This window comes from Achromobacter sp. EB05, from assembly GCF_044232075.1.
Lineage (GTDB): Bacteria > Pseudomonadota > Gammaproteobacteria > Burkholderiales > Burkholderiaceae_B > Achromobacter > Achromobacter dolens.
In genome coordinates, this window is record NZ_CP155917.1 from 2,713,174 (window position 1) to 2,733,155 (window position 19,982).

The window sequence follows — 19,982 nt, forward strand, 5'->3', positions numbered from 1 at the left end:
ATTCCTAAACGTCGCACAACGCCACTTTCTGACCCGAATTCTCGGACATGACCGGGCAATGTATGTATTGGCGCGGGTTTGCGGGCTAGCGGGCGGGAGTGGCCAGACTGTCCGGCGGCTCGTTCCACCAGCCGCCGCCCAGCGCCTGCAGCAAGGCGGCGGTGTCCGCGTAGCGCGCCGCGTCGGCCGCGCCGCGGGCGATGCGCGTCTGCAGCAACTGGCGCTGGCTGTCCAGCAGGGCCAGGTGGCTGATGCCGCCGGCCTGGTAGCGCGCGCCAGCGATGCGCGCGGCGTCGTCGGCGCGACGCCAGGCGGTGTCGTAGGCGTCATACGCCCGGGCGTCGGCCTGCACCGCGCGCAGCGCATCGGCCACCTGGCGGAAACCATCCAGCACGGTCTGCCGATAACCGGCCGCCGCCGCCTCGTAGGCGGCCTCGGCCGAACGCTTGCGGGCGCGCAGTTCGCCGCCATGGAACAGCGGTTGCGCCAGGCCCAGGCCCAGGTTCCAGACATTGACGCCATCGGTGATATCGCCGGCCCGGGTGCGTTGCGAACCGAAGCTGGCGGTCAGGGTGAAGCGCGGGTATTGGTTGGCGGTGGCCACGCCGACGTTGGCCGAGGCCTGGTGCAGCAGGGCCTCGGCGGCCAGGATGTCGGGCCGCTGGCGGGTCAGCGCCGACGGCACCCCGGTGGGAATCTCGGCCGGCAGCGCCAGGTCGGCCAGGCGCAGCGGCGGCGCCTGCCAGGCGGCGGGCGGCTGGCCCAGGTAGGTGGCCAACTGGTGCGTGGCCTGGGCCAGTTGGTATTCCAGCGGCGGCACGGTCGCGGCGGTCTGCGCCAGCAGCAGTTCCTGGTTGCGCAGGTCGGCCTCGGCGATGCCGCCGGCCCGCAGGCGCTGCGCAATGATGTCGCGCTGGCGCTGCTGGGCCGCCAGCAGCTCGCGGGTGTCGGCCAGGCGCGCGGCCAGGTCGGCCTGGCGGATGGCGGTGGTCACGACGTTGGCGGCCAGCGTCATGCGCGCGGCCTGCAGTTCGTGCGACTGGTAGTCGACCTGCGCCGCCAGCCCCTCCAGCGCGCGGCGGTTGCCGCCGAACACATCGAGCGTGTAGGACACGTCGATCGATGCGTTGTAGAGCGTGAACGGCGCGGGCTGCTCGGTCACCGGCACGCCGTAGGCGGAAGGATCGACCTTCTGCCGGGTGGCCGACAGGTTGGCGTCGACGGCTGGCAGCAGGCGGCCGCCGGTTTCCGCGTTCAGATCCTCGCCGGCCTGGCGCAGCCGGGCGCGGGCCTGTTCCAGGGTCGGGCTGGCCTCCAGCGCCTGCCGCACCAGCGTGTCCAGCGCATTGGAGCGGAACAGGCGCCACCATTGGGCCGGGATGTCGGCGCCGGTGAGGCGCGGTTGGGCGCCGCTGGCGGGGGCGGCGCTGTCGGTCGGCGACGTGTAGGCGGCGACCGGCGGCGTGGCGGGTCGCTCGAAGTCCGGTCCGACGGCGCAGCCGGGCAACAGGGCGCAGGCGGCCACGAGCGCGGCGCGGCGGGCGAAGGGCAGGTGGGGGCGGGGCATGGCGGCCTTCAATCCAGGGTGCGGCGGTAGAACTTCACGGCGGCGGTCATGACGACCACGGTGAACAGCAGCATGGGCCAGATGGCGGGCCACAGGTCCCACCAGCCGTTGCCCTTGAGCAGGATGCCGCGGATCAGCCGGTTGAAGTGCGTCAGCGGCAGCAGGTTGCCCAGGTACTGCGCCCATTTGGGCATGCCCAGGAACGGGAACATGAAGCCGGACAACAGCATGTTGGGCAGGAAATAGAACATCGTCAGTTGCATCGCCTGCAACTGGTTCTGCGCCAGCGACGACAGCGTGATGCCGACGGTCAGGTTGGCCGCCACGAAGATCAGCGCGCCCACGTACACCGTGACCAGGTTGCCCAGGAACGGCACGTGGAACACGAAATACGCCGCCAGCAGGATGATGGTGGACTGGATCAGGCCGATGGCGATGTAGGGCACGATCTTGCCCGTCATCACCTCCAGCGGCCGCACCGGCATGGCCAGCAGGTTTTCCATGGTGCCGCGCTCGCGTTCGCGCGTCATGGCCAGGCCGGTCATCATCACCAGCGTCATGGTCAGGATCACGCCCATCAGGCCGGGCACGGTGTTGTATTGCGAGATCTGTTCTTCGTTGTAGAGCTGGTGCACGCGCACGTCGAACGGCGGCTGGCCGCCCGCCAGGTGCGCCAGCGGGCCGGTCAGGTCCTTGCGCGCCACCGCCTGCGCCAGTTGGGTGGCAGAGCCGATCGCCAGCCCCGTGGCCATCGGGTCGGTGGCGTCGGCCTCGATCAGCAGCGCCGGCCGCTCGCCGCGCAGCAACTGGCGCGAGAAGTCCGGTGGAATGGTCAGCACGAACAGCACCCGGCCCTGCGCCAGCGCGGCGCGGCCGGCCTCTTCGTCGGGCAGGGTCTCGACGATGTCGAAGTAGTCGGACGCGGTCATCGCCGCCACGAAGCTGCGGGTGAACGGGCTGTGGTCGGCCACGATGACGGCGGTCGGCAGTTGCTTGGGGTTGGTGTTGATGGCGTAGCCGAACAGCGCCAGTTGCATGATCGGGATGCCGACGATCATGCCGAAGGTGATGCGGTCGCGCCGCAGTTGCAGGAATTCCTTGAGCACCATGCTCCACCAGCGCGACCACGAGAAACCCTCCAGGTGGCGTCTCATGCCGCGCTCGCGTAGTTGTCGTCGGAGCGGTTCATCAGGTAGATGAAGACATCCTCCAGGCTGGTGTCGATGCGTTCCAGGCGCAGGTCCTGGCCGGCCACGACGTCTCGCAAGGTGCGTTCGAGCACGGCGGCGTCGCGGCCGCTGATGTGCAGCGCGGTGCCGAAGGCCACGGTCTGGTCCACCCCCGGCGCGCCGCGCAGCCGCTGCGCCAGCGGCACCAGGTCATGGCCATGGATGGCCCAGGTGGTCAGGCGCTGCTGGGCGATGACTTCGTCGGCGGTGCCCTGGATCAGCAGCTTGCCGTACGAGATGTAGGCCAGCTTGTGGCAGCGCTCGGCCTCGTCCATGTAGTGGGTGCTGACCAGCACCGAAATGCCGCGCGCGGCCAGCTCGTGCAACTGCTCCCAGAAGTCGCGCCGCGCGGTCGGGTCGACGCCGGCGGTGGGCTCGTCCAGCAGCAGCAGGCGCGGCTCGTGCAGCAGGCAGGCGGCCAGCGCCAGGCGCTGCTTCCAGCCGCCGGACAGCGCGCCGGTGAGCTGGTTGGCGCGGGTCTGCAGGCCCAGGTCCTCGAGCGCGCGGTCAACGGTCTCGCGGCGGTTCGGCATGCCGTACATGCGGGCCACGAAGTCCAGGTTCTCGCGGATGGTCAGGTCGTCCCAGTACGAGAACTTCTGCGTCATGTAGCCGACGTGGCGCTTGATCTGGGCGCTGTCCTTGAGGATGTCGTAGCCCAGGCAGGTGCCGCTGCCCGAGTCGGGCGTGAGCAGGCCGCACATCAGGCGGATGCTGGTGGTCTTGCCGCTGCCGTTGGGGCCGAGAAAGCCGAAGATCTCGCCTTCGCGCACTTGCAGCGAAACGTCGTTGACCACGTGCTTGTTGCCGAAGTGCTTGTTCAGGCCGTGCACGTCGATGACGTAGCCGGGCTCGGCGGCGGGGCGGGCGGGGGCGCCGTTCATTGCAGCGCCGCCTCGACCGGCTGGCCCGGATGCAGCCGCGTGGCCGCATCCGGCGCGGGGCGGGCCTCGACCATGTAGACCAGCTTGCCGCGCGTTTCGCGGCTGTAGATCACCGGCGGCGTGTACTCGGCCTGCGGCGAGACGTAGTCGATGCGCACCGGCACGGGGTCGCCGCAGCCGTCGCAGCGCACGGTGGCCTGCTGCCCGGGTTTGAGCGCGCCGACCACGGTTTCGGGCACGAAGAAGCGCACCTTGATGTTGCCGGGCGGCAGCAGGCTGACCACCGGGCTGCCGGCCGGCACCCATTCGCCCACGCGGTACAGCGTGTCGAAAACGAGGGCGGCGGTGGGCGCCGCCAGGCGTTTCTGCGCCAGGGTCCAGTCGGCCTGCGCCAGCGTCGCGCGCGCCGCCTCGACCTGGGCGGCCTGGGCGCGGCGCTGGTCCTGGCGGCCGGGCAGGTTGGCCACTTCCAGTTGGGCGCGCAGCTCGCGCACCCGGGCCGCGTCCGACCGGGCCTGCTCGCGGCTGTCGTCCAGTTGCGCCCGCGCCACGCCACCGGCGCGGAACTGCGCGGTGTCGCGCGCCAGTTGCGCCGCCGAGCGCCGGCTGGCGGCCTCGGCCTGGGCCAGTTGGGCGCGGGCGACATCGACCTCGGGCGGCCGCTTGCCGGTGGCGATGTCTTCCAACTGCGCGCTGGCCGCCGCCAACTGCGCGCCGGCCTGGTCGCGCGCCGCGATTTCGCGCGTCGCCTCCAGCGCGAACAGCGGCGCGGCGGCGGCGACTTGCTGGCCGCGCTGCACCGACAGCGTGTCGAGCCGGCCGGCCTCGGACGAGGCGATGTAGAGATACTCGCCCTCGACGTAGCCCTGGTAGACGGCATCGTCGCGCTTGCCGCAGGCGGCCAGCAGCGACAGGCCGAGCGCGGCGGCGACGGGCAGGGCATAGCGCGGGAGGGAAGGGGTGCGCATGGTCAGCGTCCTGTGGCGGGCGGTTCGGTGGTGGCGGCCGGCTTGGCGCGCCGGGTCCGCTGTGCCGGCGCGGCGGGCGTGCCGGGGGCCTCGGGCCCCGGGGCCGGCGGGGAAAACAGCCCGCCAGTGAGCATGGCGATGGCGTGCGCGGCAATGGCGTCGTGGTCGATGGCCTGGACCTGCGGATCGTTCTGCCAGATGCGGCGCCACAGGCTGGACGTGGCCAGCGGCAGCAGCGTCAGGCCGAGGATCGACAGGAACACCAGCCGCGGCTCCACGCCCGGGGTGATGGCGCCGGCGCGCTGGCTGTCGGCGATCAGGCCGGCGAACACCTGCAGGCGCTGGGCCGGCAGGTGGCGCAGCACGCGCTCGCGCAACTGGCCGCCTTCGTTGACGACCTCGTGCATCCACAAGGACGGCAGCCAGGGGCGGTCGGTGCCGCAGCGCACGATGCGCGAGACGATCTCGGTGATGACGATGCGCGCCGTGTCGGCCGAACCGTCCAGGCGCCGCGCCGTCTGCGGCACCGGGCTCCAGACGTAGCCGATGACCGGCACCACGCGTTCCAGCACCACCGCGTCCAGCAACTGGTCGCGGCTCTTGAAGTAGTAGTGCAGCATGGCCGAGGTGAACCCGGCGCGTTCGGCGATGTGGGCCAGGCGGGTGGCGGCCACGCCCTGGGTGGCGAACAGGTCGGTGGCGATGTCCAGCAACTGGTCGCGCACGGCGGCGCTGTCGGGGCGGGCGGGGCGGCCGGGACGGCGCGCGGGGGATGGCTTGGCAGGCATGAGGCAGATTCTAATTAAATACTTAATTAATTAAAAGGGCAGCGGCTGGCAGGGTTGGCGGGCGGGCCGGCCGGCGGAGGTGGTGTAATGAGCTGATCGGAACAGAAGGAGTCAGCACGCCATGCCGCAATCGTCCTCCCTCAACCGCCGCATCGTCCTGGCCTCGCGGCCAAGCGGCGAACCCGCCGACAGCGATTTCCGCCTGGAAACCGGCGCGGTCCCCGAACCCGGGCCGGGCCAACTGCTGCTGCGCACGGTCTATCTTTCCCTCGATCCCTACATGCGCGGCCGCATGAGCGACGCGCCTTCGTACGCCGAGCCGGTGCAGGTCGGCCAGCCCATGGTGGGCGGCACCGTGGCCCGGGTGGTGGCCTCGCGCCACGCCGACTATCCGGTGGGCGAGTGGGTGCTGTCCCAGTCCGGCTGGCAGGACTACGCCGTCTCCGACGGCAGCGGCCTGCTCAAGCTGGGTTCGGCGCCCGAGCGTCCGTCGTATTCGCTGGGCGTGCTGGGCATGCCCGGCTTCACCGGCTACATGGGCCTGCTGGACATCGGCCAGCCCAAGGCCGGCGAAACCGTGGTGGTGGCCGCCGCCAGCGGCGCGGTCGGCGCGGTGGTGGGCCAGTTGGCCAAGATCCACGGCTGCAAGGCGGTGGGCATCGCCGGCGGCCCCGACAAGTGCCGCTACGTGGTCGAGGAACTGGGCTTTGACGCCTGCATCGACCACCGCGATCCGGCCATGGCCAACCTGCTGGCCAAGGCGGTGCCGCAGGGCATCGACGTGTATTTCGAGAACGTCGGCGGCGCGGTGTTCGACGCCGTGCTGCCGCTGCTCAATCCGCGCGCGCGGGTGCCGGTATGCGGCCTGATCTCGGCCTACAACGCCACCAGCCTGCCCGACGGCCCCGACCGCCTGCCGCTGCTGATGCGCACCATCCTGACCAAGCGCATCAAGATGCAGGGCTTCATCATCTTCAACGAATACGCGCCGCGTTTCGGCGAGTTCCGCGCGGCCATGCAGGAGCTGCTGCGCGACGGCCGCATCAAGTACCGCGAAGACGTGGTCGATGGCCTGGAGAATGCGCCGCGCGGGCTGATGGGCCTGCTCAAGGGCGAGAACGCCGGCAAGCGCATCGTGCGCGTCGGGCCGGATGAATAGGAACGCAACATGAGGAGCGCAACATGAATATCCTGATCGTGCTGACTTCCCACGACACGCTGGGCGACACCGGCCGCAAGACCGGCTTCTGGCTGGAGGAGTTCGCCGCGCCGTACTACGCCTTCCTGGACGCGGGCGCCACGCTGACGCTGGCCTCGCCGCAGGGCGGGCAGCCGCCGCTCGATCCCAAGAGTGACGATCCCGACGCCCAGACCGATGACACGCGCCGCTTCCGCCAGGATGCCGAGGCGCAGCGGCGCCTGGCCAGCACACGCCGGCTGGCCGAGGTGCAGGCCGCCGATTACGACGCGGTGTTCTATCCCGGCGGCCACGGCCCGCTATGGGACTTGGCCGAAGACCCCAAGTCGGTGGCGTTGATCGAGACCATGCTGGCGGCGGGCAAGCCCGTGGCGGCGGTCTGCCACGCGCCGGGCGTGCTGCGCCACGCCAAGACCGCCGACGGCAAGCCGCTGGTGCAGGGCCGCCAGGTGACCGGCTTTTCCAACACGGAAGAGGCGGCGGTGCAGTTGACCGCCGTCGTGCCATTCCTGGTGGAAGACGAGCTGGCGCTGTTGGGCGGCCTCTACAGCAAGGGCGCCGACTGGCAACCGCACATCGTCTCCGATGGCCTCTTGATCACCGGGCAGAATCCGGCATCGTCGGTCGGCGTGGCGCAGGCGCTGCTAGAACGCCTGCGGGCCTGAACGCAAGGCGGGGCATGGTTACGGGCGTTCGCGTCCAGGGGCGCGGCGTGTTGTCGGAACGGTACGTGCTTGTGTCAGAATTGATACTTTCTGACACAGGCGCGCGGTTCCGTTGCAACCGCGCGCGCCAAGACCGATGCCTCCAGATGTCCCCCCAAGCGCGCCTGCCGCGCAGGCCGCAGGATCCTGTGAAGCGGCGCTGTTCGCCGCGATGCAGGCCCGCGACGCCGCCACCGGCCGCCATTGCCACCGCGTCGTCGCGCTGAGCGTGGCGCTGGCGCGGGCCTGCGGCCTGAACGAAGATGACCAACACGCCGTGGCCGTGGCCGCCCGCCTGCATGACGTGGGCAAGATCGGCACCCCCGATCGCGTGCTGTTCTCGCCCAAGCGCCTCGAAAAAGAGGATTGGGAGATCATGAAGTCGCACGCCGCCGTGGGTGCGGACATCATCCTGCACAGCAACATGCCCCAGCGCGAGCGCATCGCGCTGGCGGTGCGCCATCATCACGAGCATTTCGACGGCTCGGGCTATCCCGACGGACTCGCGGGGCACGACATCCCGCTGCACGCGCGCATCATTTCGCTGGCCGATTCCTACGATGCGCTGGGCGACGCGCGGCCCTATCATCCGGCGCGCACGCACGCCGAGATCATGCGCATCCTCAACCGCGAGGCCGGGGCCAAGTGCGATCCGGACCTGCTGCGCGTGTTCGAGACCATGATCCAGTCCAGTCCGCTGCGCGTGCCCTAGCGCCTGTTTTCCCTGCAAGGCGCCTTGCTCAGGCTCCGGCGCCATGCGACAACGCCGCGCCATGCCGGCGCGGCGTTGCGGGTGCGGACAATCACGGCGCGCCCCGGGCGCGCGGCTTCAGCGCGTCGATTGTCGGCGCGTCACTTTTCAGCGCGTCATTTCAGGCGGTAGTGCGCGGCGACGCCGGCCAGTTCCTGCAGCGTGCGCTGCTGCCAGGCGGCGTCGTGGCCCAGTTCCTCGGCCAGGATGCGGGCCACTTCGGGCGCGGCCAGCATGGCGGCCTCTGCGTCCAGGAACAGCGCGCGGTTGCGGCGCGCCAGCACGTCCTCGGCGCTGCGCGCCAGTTCGAAGCGCGCGGCGAAGCGCACGTGGGCTTCGGACAGGCCGCTGCTCTTGACCAGCATGCGCTCGGCGCCGGGCAGGGCCTTGAGCGTGGCCAGGTCGCTGCCGTAGTAGCTGTCCGGCGTGCCGGCGTGTTCCTGCGACGGCGCCAGGCCGTTGGCGCCATGCAGCGCCAGCGACTCGGTGCGGCAACTGGCCTGCGTCAGCAACTGGTGCTGGATGGCGGTGTCGACCACGTCCTGCGCCATGCGGCGGTAGGTGGTCCACTTGCCGCCCGTGACCGTCACCAGCCCGGCCTGCGACACCAGGATGGTGTGCTCGCGCGACAGCGATTTGGTGGCGGCGTCGCCGGTGGCCTTGACCAGCGGCCGCAGGCCGGCCCAGACACTGGTGACGTCGTCGCGGGTCGGCTTGCGGCTGAGATAGCGCGCGGCGGTGCTCAGGATGAAATCGACGTCCTGGGCGCCGGCTTCCGGATCCAGCGGCAGGTCGTTGCGCGGCGAGTCGGTGGTGCCGACGATGGTGTGGCCGTTCCATGGCACCACGAACAGCACGCGGCCGTCGTCGGTCTTGGGGATCAGGATGGCGCGCTTGCCGGGCAGGAAGTCGTGCGGTAGCGTCAGGTGGACGCCCTGGCTGGGCGCCACCATGGTGGGCGCGTTCTTGTCTTCCATGCGGCGCACGCTGTCGACCCAGACGCCGGTGGCGTTGATGACGCAGCGCGCGCGCAAGGTGAAGCTGGCGCCGCCCAGCGCGTCCTGCGCCGTGACGCCGTCGACCTTGCCGCCGGTGGTGGTCAGGCCGGTGGCGCGCACGTAGTTGACCGCCGTGCCGCCCAGGTCGAACAGGGTGCGCATCAGGCTCAGCGCCAGGCGCGCGTCGTCGAATTGGCCGTCGTAGTACAGCACGCCGCCCTTCAGGCCGCGGCCGTTGACGTTCTCGGCCAGCGTCGGCGCGTTGGCCAGCGTGTCGCGGCGCGACAGCCAGCGGCTGGGCGACAGGTTGAGCTTGCCGGCCAGCATGTCGTACATCTTCAGGCCGATGCCGTAGAAGGGCTGGTCCAGCAGGTTGTAGGCCGGCACCACGAAGCCCAGGGGCCACACCAGGTGCGGCGCGTTGCGGTTGAGCAGGCCGCGCTCGTGCAGCGCTTCGCGCACCAGGCTGATGTTGCCCTGCGCCAGGTAGCGCACGCCGCCGTGCACCAGCTTGGTGGCCTTGCTGGAGGTGCCCTTGGCGAAGTCGGCGGCCTCGATCAGCAGGGTGCGGTAGCCGCGGCTGGCGGCGTCGACGGCGGTGCCCAGGCCGGTGGCGCCGCCGCCGATGACGATCACGTCCCAGGCGGGCGTGTTGTCCAGTTGCGCCAGCAGGCGGTTGCGGTCGGGCGGGGTGACGGTGGCGAGCGGTTGGTTCATATGCGTGGGGCGGCGGGGCCGCTAGGGTTCGGTGCGGTGTTCGTTTCTTTTCGTGCCGGCCGGGCGGGGCGCAAGCGCCTTGCTCCGGTCCGGGTCAAGCCGGTCAGGCGGATACCTTGGCCGCGTTCGGCGCGGCGGCCACTTCGCAGCGCACGCCGGCGTCCAGCAGCACTTGCGCCAGCGGTTCCTGCGGATGCGCGTCGGTGAAGAAGCGGTCGATCTGCGAGATGTGCGCCAGCTCCACCATGGCCTGGCGCTTGAATTTGCTGCTGTCGGCGGCCAGCCACACTTCGCGCGACTGTTCGATGATGGTGCGGGCCACGCGCACTTCGCGGAAGTCGTAGTCGCGCAGCGTGCCGTCGGCCTCGATGCCGGAAATGCCGATCAGGCCGATGTCGACCCGGAACTGGCGGATGAAGTCCATGGTGGCCTCGCCGACGATGCCGCGGTCGCGCGAACGCACCACGCCGCCGGCGACGATGACTTCGCAATCCGGGTTGTCGGAAAGGATGTCGGCCACGTGCAGGTTGTTGGTGATGACGCGCAGGCCGCGATGGCGCAGCAGGGCGCGGGCGATGGCTTCGGTGGTGGTGCCGATGTTCAGGATCAGCGAGCAGCCGTCGGGCACGGCGCGGGCCACGGCCTCGGCGATGCGTTGCTTGCCGGCCGCGTGCAGCCCCTGGCGCTTGCGATAGGCGATGTTCTCGATAGTCGACGCTTCGATGCGCACGCCGCCGTGGAAGCGCGACAGCAGGCCGGCCTCGGACAGGATGTTGACGTCGCGCCGCACGGTCTGCAGCGTGACGTCGAAGCGTTTGGCCAGCTCTTCGATCGTGGCCGAGCCCTGGGCCCGCACCATTTCGATCAAGGCGCTCTGTCTGGGATTGAGTGTCATGTTGGCGTATGGAGTGTCACAGTCGCATCATAAAACAACAAAAGCGAAAAATAATGACGCGCTGCAAGATTGTATTTTTTTCGCTTCTTGAGTAAAACGCACAAAAAACGAAAGCGATCTGAAAGAAAAACCCGACCCGGCGCGTTCTTGCGCGCCTGCAGGGCCGCTGTACCCGATGTACCGAAGTCCGGTTGATAAACCGGGGACGTATTAAAGGCAGAGGAGACCAGATGCAGCTGACCCTGGACAGGATTGCGTTGCGAGCCGGCTCGCAGACGCACCTGTATCCCATGAGCCTGGCCCCCGTGCCGGGCGCCATGACCGTGTTGCTGGGGGTGACCCTGGCGGGCAAGACATCGCTGATGCGCATCATGGCTGGGCTCGACCGGCCCACCGAGGGCCGCGTGCTGGCCGACGGCGTCGACGTGACCGGGGTGCCGGTGCGCCAGCGCAACGTCGCCATGGTGTACCAGCAATTCATCAACTATCCGTCCATGACGGTGTTCGACAACATCGCCTCGCCGCTCAAGCTGCGCGGCGCGTCGGGTATCGCCGACAAGGTCGGGGCCATGGCCGCGCGCCTGCACATCGACCACCTGCTGGCCCGTCATCCCTCTGAACTGTCCGGCGGGCAGCAGCAGCGGGTGGCGCTGGCGCGGGCCCTGGTCAAGGACGCGCCGCTGATCCTGCTGGACGAACCGCTGGTCAACCTGGACTACAAGCTGCGCGAGGAACTGCGCGACGAGCTCTCGGCCCTGTTCGCCGAGGGCCGCTCGACCGTGGTCTACGCCACCACCGAGCCGGGCGAAGCGTTGCTGCTGGGCGGCCACACCGCCGTGCTGGACGCGGGCGAACTGCTGCAGTACGGCCCGACCGCCGAGGTCTTTCACCGGCCCAATTCGATCCGGGTGGCGCGCGCCTTCAGCGATCCACCCATGAACCTGTTCGCCGCGCAGCGCGACGCCGCCGGCTTCACGCTGCAGGGCGGCGTCGCCGTCGCGCGGCCACTGCCGCCCGGCGCGGGCGGGGCGCTCACCGCCGGCTTGCGGGCGGGCGCGTTGGACATTGCGCCGCGCCCTGGCCACATCGGCCTGGACGGCGTGGTCAAGCTGGCCGAGATCTCCGGGTCCGACACCTTCGTGCACGCCGAAACGGCCGCCGGCGACGTGGTCGCGCAATTGCCGGGCGTGCATCGCTACACGCTGGAGCAGCGCCTGACGCTGTACTTCGACCCGGCCCAGACCTACGCCTTCGGCGCCGACGGCGCCTTGCTGGCGGCCCCCGCCCGACCCCACGCCAGCGGAGGGATCGCCTGATGGCGCAGATCGAGCTGGACCTCTCCCATTCCTACGTCGCCAATCCCCAGGCCGACGAGGACTACGCGCTGCTGCCGCTCAAGTTCACCTTCCGCGACGGCGGCGCCTACGCCTTGCTGGGTCCCTCGGGCTGCGGCAAGACCACCTTGCTCAATTGCGTCTCGGGCCTGCTGCGGCCCTCGCACGGCCGCATCCTGTTCGACGGCCAGGACTTCACCCACAAGACGCCGCAGGCGCGCAACATCGCCCAGGTGTTCCAGTTCCCGGTGGTGTACGACACCATGACCGTGGCCGAGAACCTGGCGTTCCCGCTGCGCAACCGCGGCGTGCCCGCCAAGCAGATCCGCGAGCGCGTCGGCCGCATCGCCGAGATGCTGGAGATGTCGCACGTGCTGGAGCGCCGCGCCAGCGGCCTGACGGCCGACGCCAAGCAGAAGATCTCGCTAGGGCGCGGCCTGGTGCGCAACGACGTGTCGGCGGTGCTGTTCGACGAACCGCTGACCGTGATCGACCCGCAACTGAAGTGGGAATTGCGCCGCAAGCTCAAGGAAATCCACCACGAGTTCAAGCTGACGCTGATCTACGTCACGCACGACCAGACCGAGGCGCTGACCTTCGCCGACCAGGTGATGGTGATGGCGCGCGGCCGCGCGGTGCAGGTGGGCAGCGCCGACGACCTGTTCGAGCGGCCGGCGCATACCTTCGTCGGCCATTTCATCGGCTCGCCCGGCATGAACTTCCTGCCGGCGCAATGGCGCGACGGCGGCCTGATGGTGGGCCAGCGCCGCGTCGACGGCCTGCCGGATGCGATGGCGACCCGGCTGGCCGACGCCGGCCCGGTCAAGCTGGGCGTGCGCCCGGAATACCTGCGCCTGGCCGACGCCAACGCGCCTGGCGCCATCCCGGCCACGGTCCAGCGGGTGCAGGACGTGGGCACCTACACCTTGCTGCTGGCCGACTTCGAGGGCACGCCGCTGCGCGCCCGCCTGGGCACCGACGCGGCATCCATCGCGCCCGGCGCCACGGTCTGGCTGTCGGCGCTCAATCCGCATACCTGCTTCTACCGCGACGAGGAGCTGATCCGATGAAACCGATCGATCACCGGGCCTGGTTCCTGGTCCTGCCCGTGGTGCTGTGCGTGGCGTTCTCGGCCATCCTGCCGCTGATGACCATCGTCAACTACTCGGTGCAGGACATCATTTCGCCCGAGCGCCGCGTGTTCGTCGGCACCGAATGGTTCGCCGCCGTGCTGCAGGACGAGGAACTGCACGGCGCGCTGCTGCGCCAGATCGGCTTCTCGCTGGCGGTGCTGGCCATCGAGATCCCGCTGGGCATCCTGCTGGCGCTGTCGATGCCGGCCAGCGGCTGGCGCGCCTCGGCGGTGCTGGTCATCATCGCGCTGTCGCTGCTGATCCCGTGGAACGTGGTGGGCACCATCTGGCAGGTGTTCGGCCGCACCGACATCGGCCTGCTGGGGGCGACGCTGTCGTGGCTGGGGGTGGACTACAACTACACCGGCAACGACCTCGACGCCTGGGTCACGGTGCTGGTGATGGACGTCTGGCACTGGACGCCGCTGGTGGCGCTGCTGTGCTATGCCGGCCTGCGCGCCATTCCCGACGCCTATTACCAGGCCGCGCGCATCGATGGCGCCTCGCGCCTGGCGGTGTTCCGCTACATCCAGTTGCCCAAGATGCGCGGCGTGCTGATGATCGCGGTGTTGCTGCGCTTCATGGACAGCTTCATGATCTACACCGAGCCGTTCGTGCTGACCGGCGGCGGGCCGGGCAACGCCACCACCTTCCTGTCGCAGTACCTGACGCAGAAGGCCGTGGGCCAGTTCGACCTGGGCCCGGCGGCGGCGTTCTCGATCATCTACTTCCTGATCATCCTGCTGCTCTGCTTCATTCTGTACAACTGGATGCAGCGCGCCGGCACCACCGGCGGTTTCGACGAGGAGCGCGCCAATGCGTGAGCAATCGACCTGGTGGCGCGGCGCCTTCCTGGCGCTGTACCTGGTGTTCGCCATCCTGCCGCTGTACTGGATGCTGAACATGTCGTTCAAGACCAATACCGAGATCGTCAGCACCCTGACGCTGTGGCCGCGCGATTTCACGCTGGAGCACTACCGCACCATCTTCACCGATCCGGCCTGGTATTCGGGCTACATCAACTCGCTGATCTACGTGGTCATCAACACGGTCATCTCGCTGGCCGTGGCGCTGCCGGCGGCCTACGCGTTCTCGCGCTACCGCTTCATCGGCGACAAGCACGTGTTCTTCTGGCTGCTGACCAACCGCATGACGCCGCCGGCGGTGTTCCTGCTGCCGTTCTTCCAGTTGTACAGCTCGTTCGGGCTGATGGACACGCACCTGGCGGTGGCGTTGGCGCACCTGGTGTTCAACGTGCCGCTGGCGGTGTGGATCCTGGAAGGCTTCATGTCCGGCGTGCCGCGCGAGATCGACGAGACGGCCTACGTGGACGGCTATTCGTTCCCGCGCTTCTTCCTGACGATCTTCCTGCCGCTGATCAAGTCGGGCGTGGGCGTTGCGGCGTTCTTCTGCTTCATGTTCAGTTGGGTCGAGCTGCTGCTGGCGCGCACGCTGACCTCGGTCAACGCCAAGCCCATCGTCGCCACCATGACGCGCACGGTCTCGGCCTCGGGCATGGACTGGGGCGTGCTGGCGGCGGCCGGGGTGCTGACCATCGTGCCCGGCGGCATCGTCATCTGGTTCGTGCGGCACTACATCGCGAAGGGCTTCGCGATGGGCCGGGTCTGAGGGGGAGGACGCCACATGTTGAGCTGGATGGTATGGACCACCCCCGTCGCCGTGTTCTTCTCCTGCATCGTGCTGATGCTGGTGGGCATGACGGTCTGGGAACTGAAATCGCCCACGGTCGAGCGCAAGGGCTTCCTGCCGCTGCGCACGACCCGGGGCGACCGCCTCTTCATCGGCCTGATGGCCGCGGCCTGGCTCAACCTGGCGTTCCTGGGGTTCGGGCAGAAGGCGGTGGAATGGTTTTCGCTGGATGAGCCGCCATCGGTGTGGATCAGCTTCGTGCTGTCCATGCTGCTGCTGGCCTTCATCATGAGGAAAGGCTGACGGGGCGCAGACCCCGCGCGATATCAGCGGTTTGGAAGGACGATCGGCCAGTGTCTTCCCCGGCCAGAAGTCCGCAGCACCCATGGGGAGGACTTATCGAGGAGACAGGTCATGAAATTGCGCATGCACGCCATGGCGGCCGCCATCGCCCTGATCGGTACGTCAGGGGCCTGGGCCGGCGAGCCGGAGGCGAAGAAGTGGGTCGATTCGGAATTCCAGCCGTCGACCCTGTCCAAGGACCAGCAGATGGCCGAGATGAAGTGGTTCATCGAGACCGCCGCCAAGCTCAAGGCCAAGGGCGTCAATGAAATCAACGTGGTGTCGGAAACCATCACCACCCACGAGTACGAGTCCAAGGTGCTGGCCAAGGCCTTCACCGAGATCACCGGCATCAAGGTCAACCACGACCTGATCCAGGAAGGCGACGTGGTCGAGAAGCTGCAGACCTCGATGCAGTCGGGCAAGTCGATCTACGACGGCTGGATCTCCGACTCCGACCTGATCGGCACCCACTATCGCTACGGCGCCATCCTGCCGCTGTCCGACTACATGGCTGGCGCGGGCAAGGAATGGACCAATCCGGGCCTGGACCTGAAGGACTTCATCGGCACCAAGTTCACCACCGCGCCGGACGGCAAGCTCTACCAGTTGCCCGACCAGCAGTTCGCCAACGTCTACTGGTTCCGCGCCGACTGGTTCGCGCGCCAGGACCTGAAGGACAAGTTCAAGGCCAAGTACGGCTACGAGCTGGGCGTGCCGACCAACTGGTCCGCCTACGAGGACATCGCCGACTTCTTCTCAAACGACGTCAAGGAGATCGACGGCAAGAAGGTCTATGGCCACATGGACTACGGCAAGAAGGACCCGTCGCTGGGCTGGCGCTTCACCGACGCGTGGCTGTCAATGGCCGGCGCCGCCGACAAGGGCCTGCCCAACGGCATGCCGGTGGACGAGTGGGGCATCCGCGTGGCCGACGACAAGTGCACGCCGGTGGGCGCCTCGGTGGCGCGCGGCGGCGCCACCAACAGTCCGGCCGCGGTCTATGCGCTGACCAAGTACGTCGACTGGATGAAGAAGTACGCGCCGCAGCAGGCCATGGGCATGACGTTCTCGGAATCCGGCCCGGTGCCGGCCCAGGGCCAGATCGCGCAGCAGATCTTCTGGTACACGGCCTTCACCGCCGACATGACCAAGAAGGGCCTGCCGGTGGTCAACGAGGACGGCACGCCCAAGTGGCGCATGGCGCCGTCGCCGTACGGTCCGTACTGGAAGGACGGCATGCAGAACGGCTACCAGGACGTGGGCTCGTGGACGTTCTTCAAGTCCACCAACCCCGACAAGATGGCCGCCGCCTGGCTCTACGCCCAGTTCGTCACGGCCAAGACGGTGTCGCTGAAGAAGTCGATCACCGGCCTGACCTTCATCCGCGACAGCGACATCCACAGCGACTACTTCAGCAAGAACGCGGCCAACTACGGCGGCCTGATCGAGTTCTACCGCAGCCCGGCGCGGGTGGCCTGGACGCCGACCGGCAACAACGTGCCCGACTATCCCAAGCTGGCGCAACTGTGGTGGAAGAACGTCGCCACCGCCGTCACCGGCGAAAAGACGCCGCAGGCCGCGATGGACAACCTGGCCAACGAAATGGACCAGGTGATGGCGCGGCTGGAGCGGGCCGGCATGGCGCAATGCGCGCCCAAGCTGAACGCCAAGGGCGATCCGAACAAGTGGCTGTCGGACCAGCACGCGCCGTGGAAGAAGCTGGCCAATGAAAAGCCCAAGGGCGAAACGGTGGCGTACGAGAAGCTGCTGGAGGCCTGGAAGGAAGGGAAGGTGCGGTAATTCTGTGAGGCGAACAGAGGGCAGCGTCTTCGGCGTTGCCCTCTGTTATGAGGATGGAAATTCCGAGCCTATTTTGCTTGATGTGTCTTGCGAGCCCGTGAGTGCAGCAGCGAGGAGTGTGTCACGGTAAATTAGTTCCGAGTGAGTGGGACAAGTATGGAGGGCACGCGAGTCAACCAATCTCAGTAAGTTGAGTCGGTCTTCGCGATATTTGCGCCATTGATTCAGGAGCTTTCTGCGCGTCGATCTGATTTGTCGTTTGCTCAAAGAGGAGCCGTTTTCTTTGTGATCTCTGGCTAGAGATAGTGCGAAGAGGTGTTGGGCTCTTAAGAAGGCATGAGTGTTTTCTTCGTTAAGCGCGTTGAATAAATCCGTCAGGTACTGATGTGCCGCAGTGCGGTAGGAGGCGTTATCTTCGTTTTGGTCGCCTTGAGAATGCTGTTGCAAGACAACGAGTAAGTGGTTTAAGAAAATCTGCGTGCAAGTGTGTTTGCAGAATTTTTCCAGGTAAATCTGGTCCCTTGCCTGAGCGGCCTGACGAATCGCAGCTTGCATTTGTATCGTCATGTTTTGACTACCATCGATCGCCAACGAGATCCACTGGTCTCGCATCGACTGGAGCGTGTCAGTTAGTCTATCCGTCGCGGCCGTCATGACTTCGTGGCGATGGCGTCCGTTCACTAATGGACCCAGCCATTCCTTACGAGTCGGCCGCAACGCGCTACTGGCGGCCTTTGTCATGAACCTGGCGGCTTCGGAATCGATGATGGCATCGGTCACTGGCTGAAGTCCGCTCGCTGCCTCGGCCAGATGGTTCGGCGACATGGCAGACGGAGGCCGTCCCTGGAACAGAGGCAGGGATAAACGCTCGAAATACATGGCCACTAGCTCAGAGCAGAATATGCCGTGGTGCCCACGAGGATCGCGATTGACCGCATCGATCGCCGCGAACAGTTTTCGAGCTGGGCCCCTGAGATACGAAGTATCGAGCATGTCCGACAATCGAACCAACGCTGAATAGCGGCGGCTCCAGACATCTTCGATGAGCTCTTCGGTGACTTCCGACACAATGCCGGCGTCCAGGTTTTGAATCTGCGGATGCCGCAAGAGGGAAATTTCCTCGAGGTCACCTAGGGCATAGGCGAAGATCGGCAAGCCGTCCGGGCCTGTCAAAGTCACTGTTGGAAGGAATGTGGGGCCGACTCCGACACTGTCCGCCTCCATCAGGATGGGGATGGCCCCTTCCTTCGGTATGACCCATAACGCCGCGTGTGAATACCGGCCTTTCGTGCCGTAGGCGATCAGGCCCGCGCGCGGTGTCGTGCCGCGAGTCAACAGCACATCGCCCGGACGTATCTTCTCAATAATCAGATAGTAGGGGGCCTGATCGCGGGCATGATCTGGCTGCGTTTCGGTTTGGGATGTAGTGTGCACGAGGGAACTCTCCGAATCACACGTTGATGCTGCTGCATCGATCCCGCGAAATATAGAGCATTGCCAGGACAAGGTATTCGAAAATATGGAGGGAAAAAAAGGAGCTAATCGAGGTCATTCCGCACCTTTCAAAAACGTAATCCCCTTATCCGCTTTCTGTCTGCATCGCCTTCCTAGAATGAATCCCGTGCACTACCCCCCACGATTCATAGGAGTGAAGCATGCAGATTCTTCGTAAAACCGCACTGATCCTGGCCCTGGCGGCGGGCGTTTCCGGCACGGCGCTGGCCCAGCAGGCGCCGTCCACGGCCCTGACCAGCCCCTACGGCGCGTCGCTCTCGCGCGCCGACGTGCTGGCCGACCTGGCGCTGTGGAAGCGCGCCGGCGTGGACCGGTTCTGGAGCGGCGAGGCCACGCCGGACATCTACAGTCCCGAGTACAAGGCGGCGTTCTCGGAGTATGTGCGGCTGCGCTCGGGCCCGGACTACCAGGCCGAAGTGCAGCGCCAGAACGAACTGCGCCGATAACGGCGCCGGAGTCAGGCCGAAATGGGCCACGTTTCGTTGACGTGCATGCCCGAGTCCGGCGACAGGCTGCAATTCGCGGACCTGGAGCTGGACCTGCTGCGCTGTCGCGCGTACCGGGATGGCGAACCGCTGCTGTTGACGCCGAAGGAGTTCGGGCTGCTCGCCATGCTCATGGGCAGGCCGGGCGCGGTGTTCACCAGTTGGCAATTGGCCGAGTCGGTCTGGAAGGCCCGGACGCCCGGCCTGGGCGCGGGACACGTCAAGTGCCAGGCCGTCGCGATCGCCATGCGCCGCCTGCGCAGGAAGGTCGATGGCGGCAGCCGGCCGCGCTTGCTGCACGTGATCCGCGGCGGCGGCTTCATGCCGGCCGCGGCGCCGTTGTGACGCCGTCGCGCCAATACCGGTGCAGGCCCTTGATATCGCCCGAGCACAGCAGGGGCATGGCGCCGGCCAGCCTGTCCTCGGGCCAGTCCCACCACTGCATTTCCAATAGCAAGGCGATATCGTCATCGGCAAAGCGCTTCCTGATCGGCTTGGCGGGATTGCCGCCGACGATCGTGTAGGGCTCCACGTCCCGGGTGACGAGGGCGCGGCTGCCGATCACCGCGCCGTGCCCGATCGTGATGCCGGGCATGATCATGGCTTCGGAACCGATCCAGACGTCGTTGCCGATGACGGTGTCGCCGGCCTTCTGGAACGCGTCGCGTGCTTGCGCGAACGCCGGCACTTCGCTCATGTAGAAGAACGGGAACGACGACGCCCAGTCGTACCGATGGCCCTGGTTGCCCGCCATGATGAAGGCGGCGCCCGAGCCGATGGAGCAGAAGCTGCCGATGATCAGTTGATCCACGTCGTCGCGGTCCGGCATGAGGTAGCGCGCGCAGTCGTCGAACGAATGGCCGTGGTAGTAGCCGGAATAGTAGCTGTAGCGGCCGACCTTGATGTTCCTGTTGGTGACGTCGTCGGAGAGCAGCTTGCCTTTGAAGGGGCTTTCGAAGTGATTGGTCATGGCGGTCTCGGTGGCCGGCTCCGGCCCGCGTGGTGTCGCGGCGGCTGGCGG

20 protein-coding genes are annotated in these 19,982 nt (G+C 67.5%); 11 read left to right on the forward strand and 9 right to left on the reverse strand.

Going from position 1 to position 19,982, the window contains the following annotated elements:
* Nucleotides 1–85 precede the first annotated feature (85 nt).
* From AAID08_RS12510 to AAID08_RS12530, 5 genes are read right to left on the reverse strand one after another with little or no spacing between them, the layout of a single operon-like run.
* On the reverse strand, nucleotides 86–1,567 hold the full coding sequence (locus AAID08_RS12510; protein ID WP_064523326.1) for an efflux transporter outer membrane subunit: 1,482 nt from the start codon (nucleotides 1,565–1,567) through the stop codon (nucleotides 86–88).
* Between the two features lie 8 nt (nucleotides 1,568–1,575).
* Complete coding sequence (locus AAID08_RS12515; RefSeq protein WP_395757700.1) at nucleotides 1,576–2,721, reverse strand: ABC transporter permease; 1,146 nt, start codon at nucleotides 2,719–2,721, stop codon at nucleotides 1,576–1,578.
* Nucleotides 2,718–3,680, reverse strand: a complete 963-nt coding sequence (locus AAID08_RS12520) for an ABC transporter ATP-binding protein (RefSeq protein ID WP_064523321.1) — start codon at nucleotides 3,678–3,680, stop codon at nucleotides 2,718–2,720. Before AAID08_RS12520 ends, AAID08_RS12515 begins: the two co-directional genes overlap by 4 nt.
* Complete coding sequence (locus tag AAID08_RS12525; RefSeq protein WP_064523332.1) at nucleotides 3,677–4,648, reverse strand: HlyD family secretion protein; 972 nt, start codon at nucleotides 4,646–4,648, stop codon at nucleotides 3,677–3,679. Before AAID08_RS12525 ends, AAID08_RS12520 begins: the two co-directional genes overlap by 4 nt.
* Before the next feature lie 2 nt (nucleotides 4,649–4,650).
* Nucleotides 4,651–5,436 (reverse strand): TetR/AcrR family transcriptional regulator, encoded by a 786-nt coding sequence (locus AAID08_RS12530; protein WP_175142424.1) that lies wholly within the window; start codon nucleotides 5,434–5,436, stop codon nucleotides 4,651–4,653.
* 121 nt (nucleotides 5,437–5,557) lie between these two features.
* Between AAID08_RS12530 and AAID08_RS12535 the strand changes: the two genes are divergently transcribed.
* The 3 genes from AAID08_RS12535 (at nucleotide 5,558) to AAID08_RS12545 (ending at nucleotide 8,050) form a co-directional block, all read left to right on the forward strand.
* Nucleotides 5,558–6,595: an NADP-dependent oxidoreductase gene (locus AAID08_RS12535; protein WP_064528071.1), complete on the forward strand. Its 1,038-nt coding sequence runs from the start codon at nucleotides 5,558–5,560 to the stop codon at nucleotides 6,593–6,595.
* Nucleotides 6,596–6,618: 23 nt separating this feature from the next.
* Nucleotides 6,619–7,299 (forward strand): type 1 glutamine amidotransferase domain-containing protein, encoded by a 681-nt coding sequence (locus AAID08_RS12540; protein ID WP_054502723.1) that lies wholly within the window; start codon nucleotides 6,619–6,621, stop codon nucleotides 7,297–7,299.
* A 136-nt stretch (nucleotides 7,300–7,435) separates the two neighbouring features.
* On the forward strand, nucleotides 7,436–8,050 hold the full coding sequence (locus AAID08_RS12545; RefSeq protein ID WP_054502722.1) for an HD-GYP domain-containing protein: 615 nt from the start codon (nucleotides 7,436–7,438) through the stop codon (nucleotides 8,048–8,050).
* Nucleotides 8,051–8,205: 155 nt separating this feature from the next.
* On the opposite strand, the gene AAID08_RS12550 is transcribed toward AAID08_RS12545, so the two are convergent.
* Both AAID08_RS12550 and AAID08_RS12555 read right to left on the reverse strand, forming a co-directional pair.
* On the reverse strand, nucleotides 8,206–9,804 hold the full coding sequence (locus AAID08_RS12550; RefSeq protein WP_054502721.1) for a glycerol-3-phosphate dehydrogenase/oxidase: 1,599 nt from the start codon (nucleotides 9,802–9,804) through the stop codon (nucleotides 8,206–8,208).
* 103 nt (nucleotides 9,805–9,907) lie between these two features.
* Nucleotides 9,908–10,699: a DeoR/GlpR family DNA-binding transcription regulator gene (locus tag AAID08_RS12555; protein ID WP_054502720.1), complete on the reverse strand. Its 792-nt coding sequence runs from the start codon at nucleotides 10,697–10,699 to the stop codon at nucleotides 9,908–9,910.
* A gap of 230 nt (nucleotides 10,700–10,929) precedes the next feature.
* Here AAID08_RS12555 and AAID08_RS12560 point away from each other — a divergent pair, with 230 nt between their 5' ends.
* The 6 genes from AAID08_RS12560 to AAID08_RS12585 all read left to right on the forward strand — a co-directional run bounded on the left by AAID08_RS12560 (nucleotide 10,930) and on the right by AAID08_RS12585 (nucleotide 16,961).
* Entirely contained in the window at nucleotides 10,930–12,015 is a 1,086-nt protein-coding gene (locus AAID08_RS12560; RefSeq protein WP_175142422.1) for an ABC transporter ATP-binding protein, read from the forward strand.
* The gene (locus tag AAID08_RS12565; RefSeq protein WP_395757701.1) at nucleotides 12,015–13,103 is read left to right on the forward strand and encodes an ABC transporter ATP-binding protein; all 1,089 of its coding nucleotides are present in this window, start codon (nucleotides 12,015–12,017) and stop codon (nucleotides 13,101–13,103) included. The genes AAID08_RS12560 and AAID08_RS12565 overlap by 1 nt, the downstream gene beginning before the upstream one ends.
* Nucleotides 13,100–13,990 (forward strand): carbohydrate ABC transporter permease, encoded by an 891-nt coding sequence (locus AAID08_RS12570; protein WP_006385278.1) that lies wholly within the window; start codon nucleotides 13,100–13,102, stop codon nucleotides 13,988–13,990. The genes AAID08_RS12565 and AAID08_RS12570 overlap by 4 nt, the downstream gene beginning before the upstream one ends.
* Nucleotides 13,983–14,795, forward strand: a complete 813-nt coding sequence (locus AAID08_RS12575) for a carbohydrate ABC transporter permease (protein ID WP_006385279.1) — start codon at nucleotides 13,983–13,985, stop codon at nucleotides 14,793–14,795. Before AAID08_RS12570 ends, AAID08_RS12575 begins: the two co-directional genes overlap by 8 nt.
* Before the next feature lie 15 nt (nucleotides 14,796–14,810).
* Entirely contained in the window at nucleotides 14,811–15,119 is a 309-nt protein-coding gene (locus tag AAID08_RS12580; RefSeq protein WP_054502717.1) for a DUF2160 domain-containing protein, read from the forward strand.
* A 111-nt stretch (nucleotides 15,120–15,230) separates the two neighbouring features.
* Complete coding sequence (locus tag AAID08_RS12585) at nucleotides 15,231–16,961, forward strand: ABC transporter substrate-binding protein (protein ID WP_054502716.1); 1,731 nt, start codon at nucleotides 15,231–15,233, stop codon at nucleotides 16,959–16,961.
* A 45-nt stretch (nucleotides 16,962–17,006) separates the two neighbouring features.
* Here AAID08_RS12585 and AAID08_RS12590 read toward each other — a convergent pair whose 3' ends face one another.
* Nucleotides 17,007–18,395: a hypothetical protein gene (locus tag AAID08_RS12590; RefSeq protein ID WP_155755610.1), complete on the reverse strand. Its 1,389-nt coding sequence runs from the start codon at nucleotides 18,393–18,395 to the stop codon at nucleotides 17,007–17,009.
* 221 nt (nucleotides 18,396–18,616) lie between these two features.
* Between AAID08_RS12590 and AAID08_RS12595 the strand changes: the two genes are divergently transcribed.
* Together AAID08_RS12595 and AAID08_RS12600 are read left to right on the forward strand one after the other, a co-directional pair.
* Nucleotides 18,617–18,922 carry a DUF4148 domain-containing protein gene (locus AAID08_RS12595; RefSeq protein WP_064528081.1) on the forward strand — a complete coding sequence of 102 codons (306 nt, stop codon included), beginning with the start codon at nucleotides 18,617–18,619 and terminating at the stop codon, nucleotides 18,920–18,922.
* Nucleotides 18,923–18,943: 21 nt separating this feature from the next.
* On the forward strand, nucleotides 18,944–19,306 hold the full coding sequence (locus AAID08_RS12600) for a winged helix-turn-helix domain-containing protein (RefSeq protein WP_064528084.1): 363 nt from the start codon (nucleotides 18,944–18,946) through the stop codon (nucleotides 19,304–19,306).
* Here the strand turns inward: AAID08_RS12600 and catB are convergent.
* Nucleotides 19,281–19,931: a type B chloramphenicol O-acetyltransferase gene (gene catB / locus AAID08_RS12605; protein WP_064528087.1), complete on the reverse strand. Its 651-nt coding sequence runs from the start codon at nucleotides 19,929–19,931 to the stop codon at nucleotides 19,281–19,283. The genes AAID08_RS12600 and catB overlap by 26 nt on opposite strands.
* Nucleotides 19,932–19,982: the final 51 nt, after the last annotated feature.

What these genes read in the sequence shown, in the direction of transcription:
- AAID08_RS12510 (WP_064523326.1), bottom strand. Translation starts at nt 1,567, where the DNA reads ATGCCCCGCCCCCACCTGCCCTTCGCCCGCCGCGCCGCGCTCGTGGCC.
- AAID08_RS12515 (WP_395757700.1), bottom strand. Translation starts at nt 2,721, where the DNA reads ATGAGACGCCACCTGGAGGGTTTCTCGTGGTCGCGCTGGTGGAGCATG.
- AAID08_RS12520 (WP_064523321.1), bottom strand. Translation starts at nt 3,680, where the DNA reads ATGAACGGCGCCCCCGCCCGCCCCGCCGCCGAGCCCGGCTACGTCATC.
- AAID08_RS12525 (WP_064523332.1), bottom strand. Translation starts at nt 4,648, where the DNA reads ATGCGCACCCCTTCCCTCCCGCGCTATGCCCTGCCCGTCGCCGCCGCG.
- AAID08_RS12530 (WP_175142424.1), bottom strand. Translation starts at nt 5,436, where the DNA reads ATGCCTGCCAAGCCATCCCCCGCGCGCCGTCCCGGCCGCCCCGCCCGC.
- AAID08_RS12535 (WP_064528071.1), top strand. Translation starts at nt 5,558, where the DNA reads ATGCCGCAATCGTCCTCCCTCAACCGCCGCATCGTCCTGGCCTCGCGG.
- AAID08_RS12540 (WP_054502723.1), top strand. Translation starts at nt 6,619, where the DNA reads ATGAATATCCTGATCGTGCTGACTTCCCACGACACGCTGGGCGACACC.
- AAID08_RS12545 (WP_054502722.1), top strand. Translation starts at nt 7,436, where the DNA reads ATGCCTCCAGATGTCCCCCCAAGCGCGCCTGCCGCGCAGGCCGCAGGA.
- AAID08_RS12550 (WP_054502721.1), bottom strand. Translation starts at nt 9,804, where the DNA reads ATGAACCAACCGCTCGCCACCGTCACCCCGCCCGACCGCAACCGCCTG.
- AAID08_RS12555 (WP_054502720.1), bottom strand. Translation starts at nt 10,699, where the DNA reads ATGACACTCAATCCCAGACAGAGCGCCTTGATCGAAATGGTGCGGGCC.
- AAID08_RS12560 (WP_175142422.1), top strand. Translation starts at nt 10,930, where the DNA reads ATGCAGCTGACCCTGGACAGGATTGCGTTGCGAGCCGGCTCGCAGACG.
- AAID08_RS12565 (WP_395757701.1), top strand. Translation starts at nt 12,015, where the DNA reads ATGGCGCAGATCGAGCTGGACCTCTCCCATTCCTACGTCGCCAATCCC.
- AAID08_RS12570 (WP_006385278.1), top strand. Translation starts at nt 13,100, where the DNA reads ATGAAACCGATCGATCACCGGGCCTGGTTCCTGGTCCTGCCCGTGGTG.
- AAID08_RS12575 (WP_006385279.1), top strand. Translation starts at nt 13,983, where the DNA reads ATGCGTGAGCAATCGACCTGGTGGCGCGGCGCCTTCCTGGCGCTGTAC.
- AAID08_RS12580 (WP_054502717.1), top strand. Translation starts at nt 14,811, where the DNA reads ATGTTGAGCTGGATGGTATGGACCACCCCCGTCGCCGTGTTCTTCTCC.
- AAID08_RS12585 (WP_054502716.1), top strand. Translation starts at nt 15,231, where the DNA reads ATGAAATTGCGCATGCACGCCATGGCGGCCGCCATCGCCCTGATCGGT.
- AAID08_RS12595 (WP_064528081.1), top strand. Translation starts at nt 18,617, where the DNA reads ATGCAGATTCTTCGTAAAACCGCACTGATCCTGGCCCTGGCGGCGGGC.
- AAID08_RS12600 (WP_064528084.1), top strand. Translation starts at nt 18,944, where the DNA reads ATGGGCCACGTTTCGTTGACGTGCATGCCCGAGTCCGGCGACAGGCTG.
- catB (WP_064528087.1), bottom strand. Translation starts at nt 19,931, where the DNA reads ATGACCAATCACTTCGAAAGCCCCTTCAAAGGCAAGCTGCTCTCCGAC.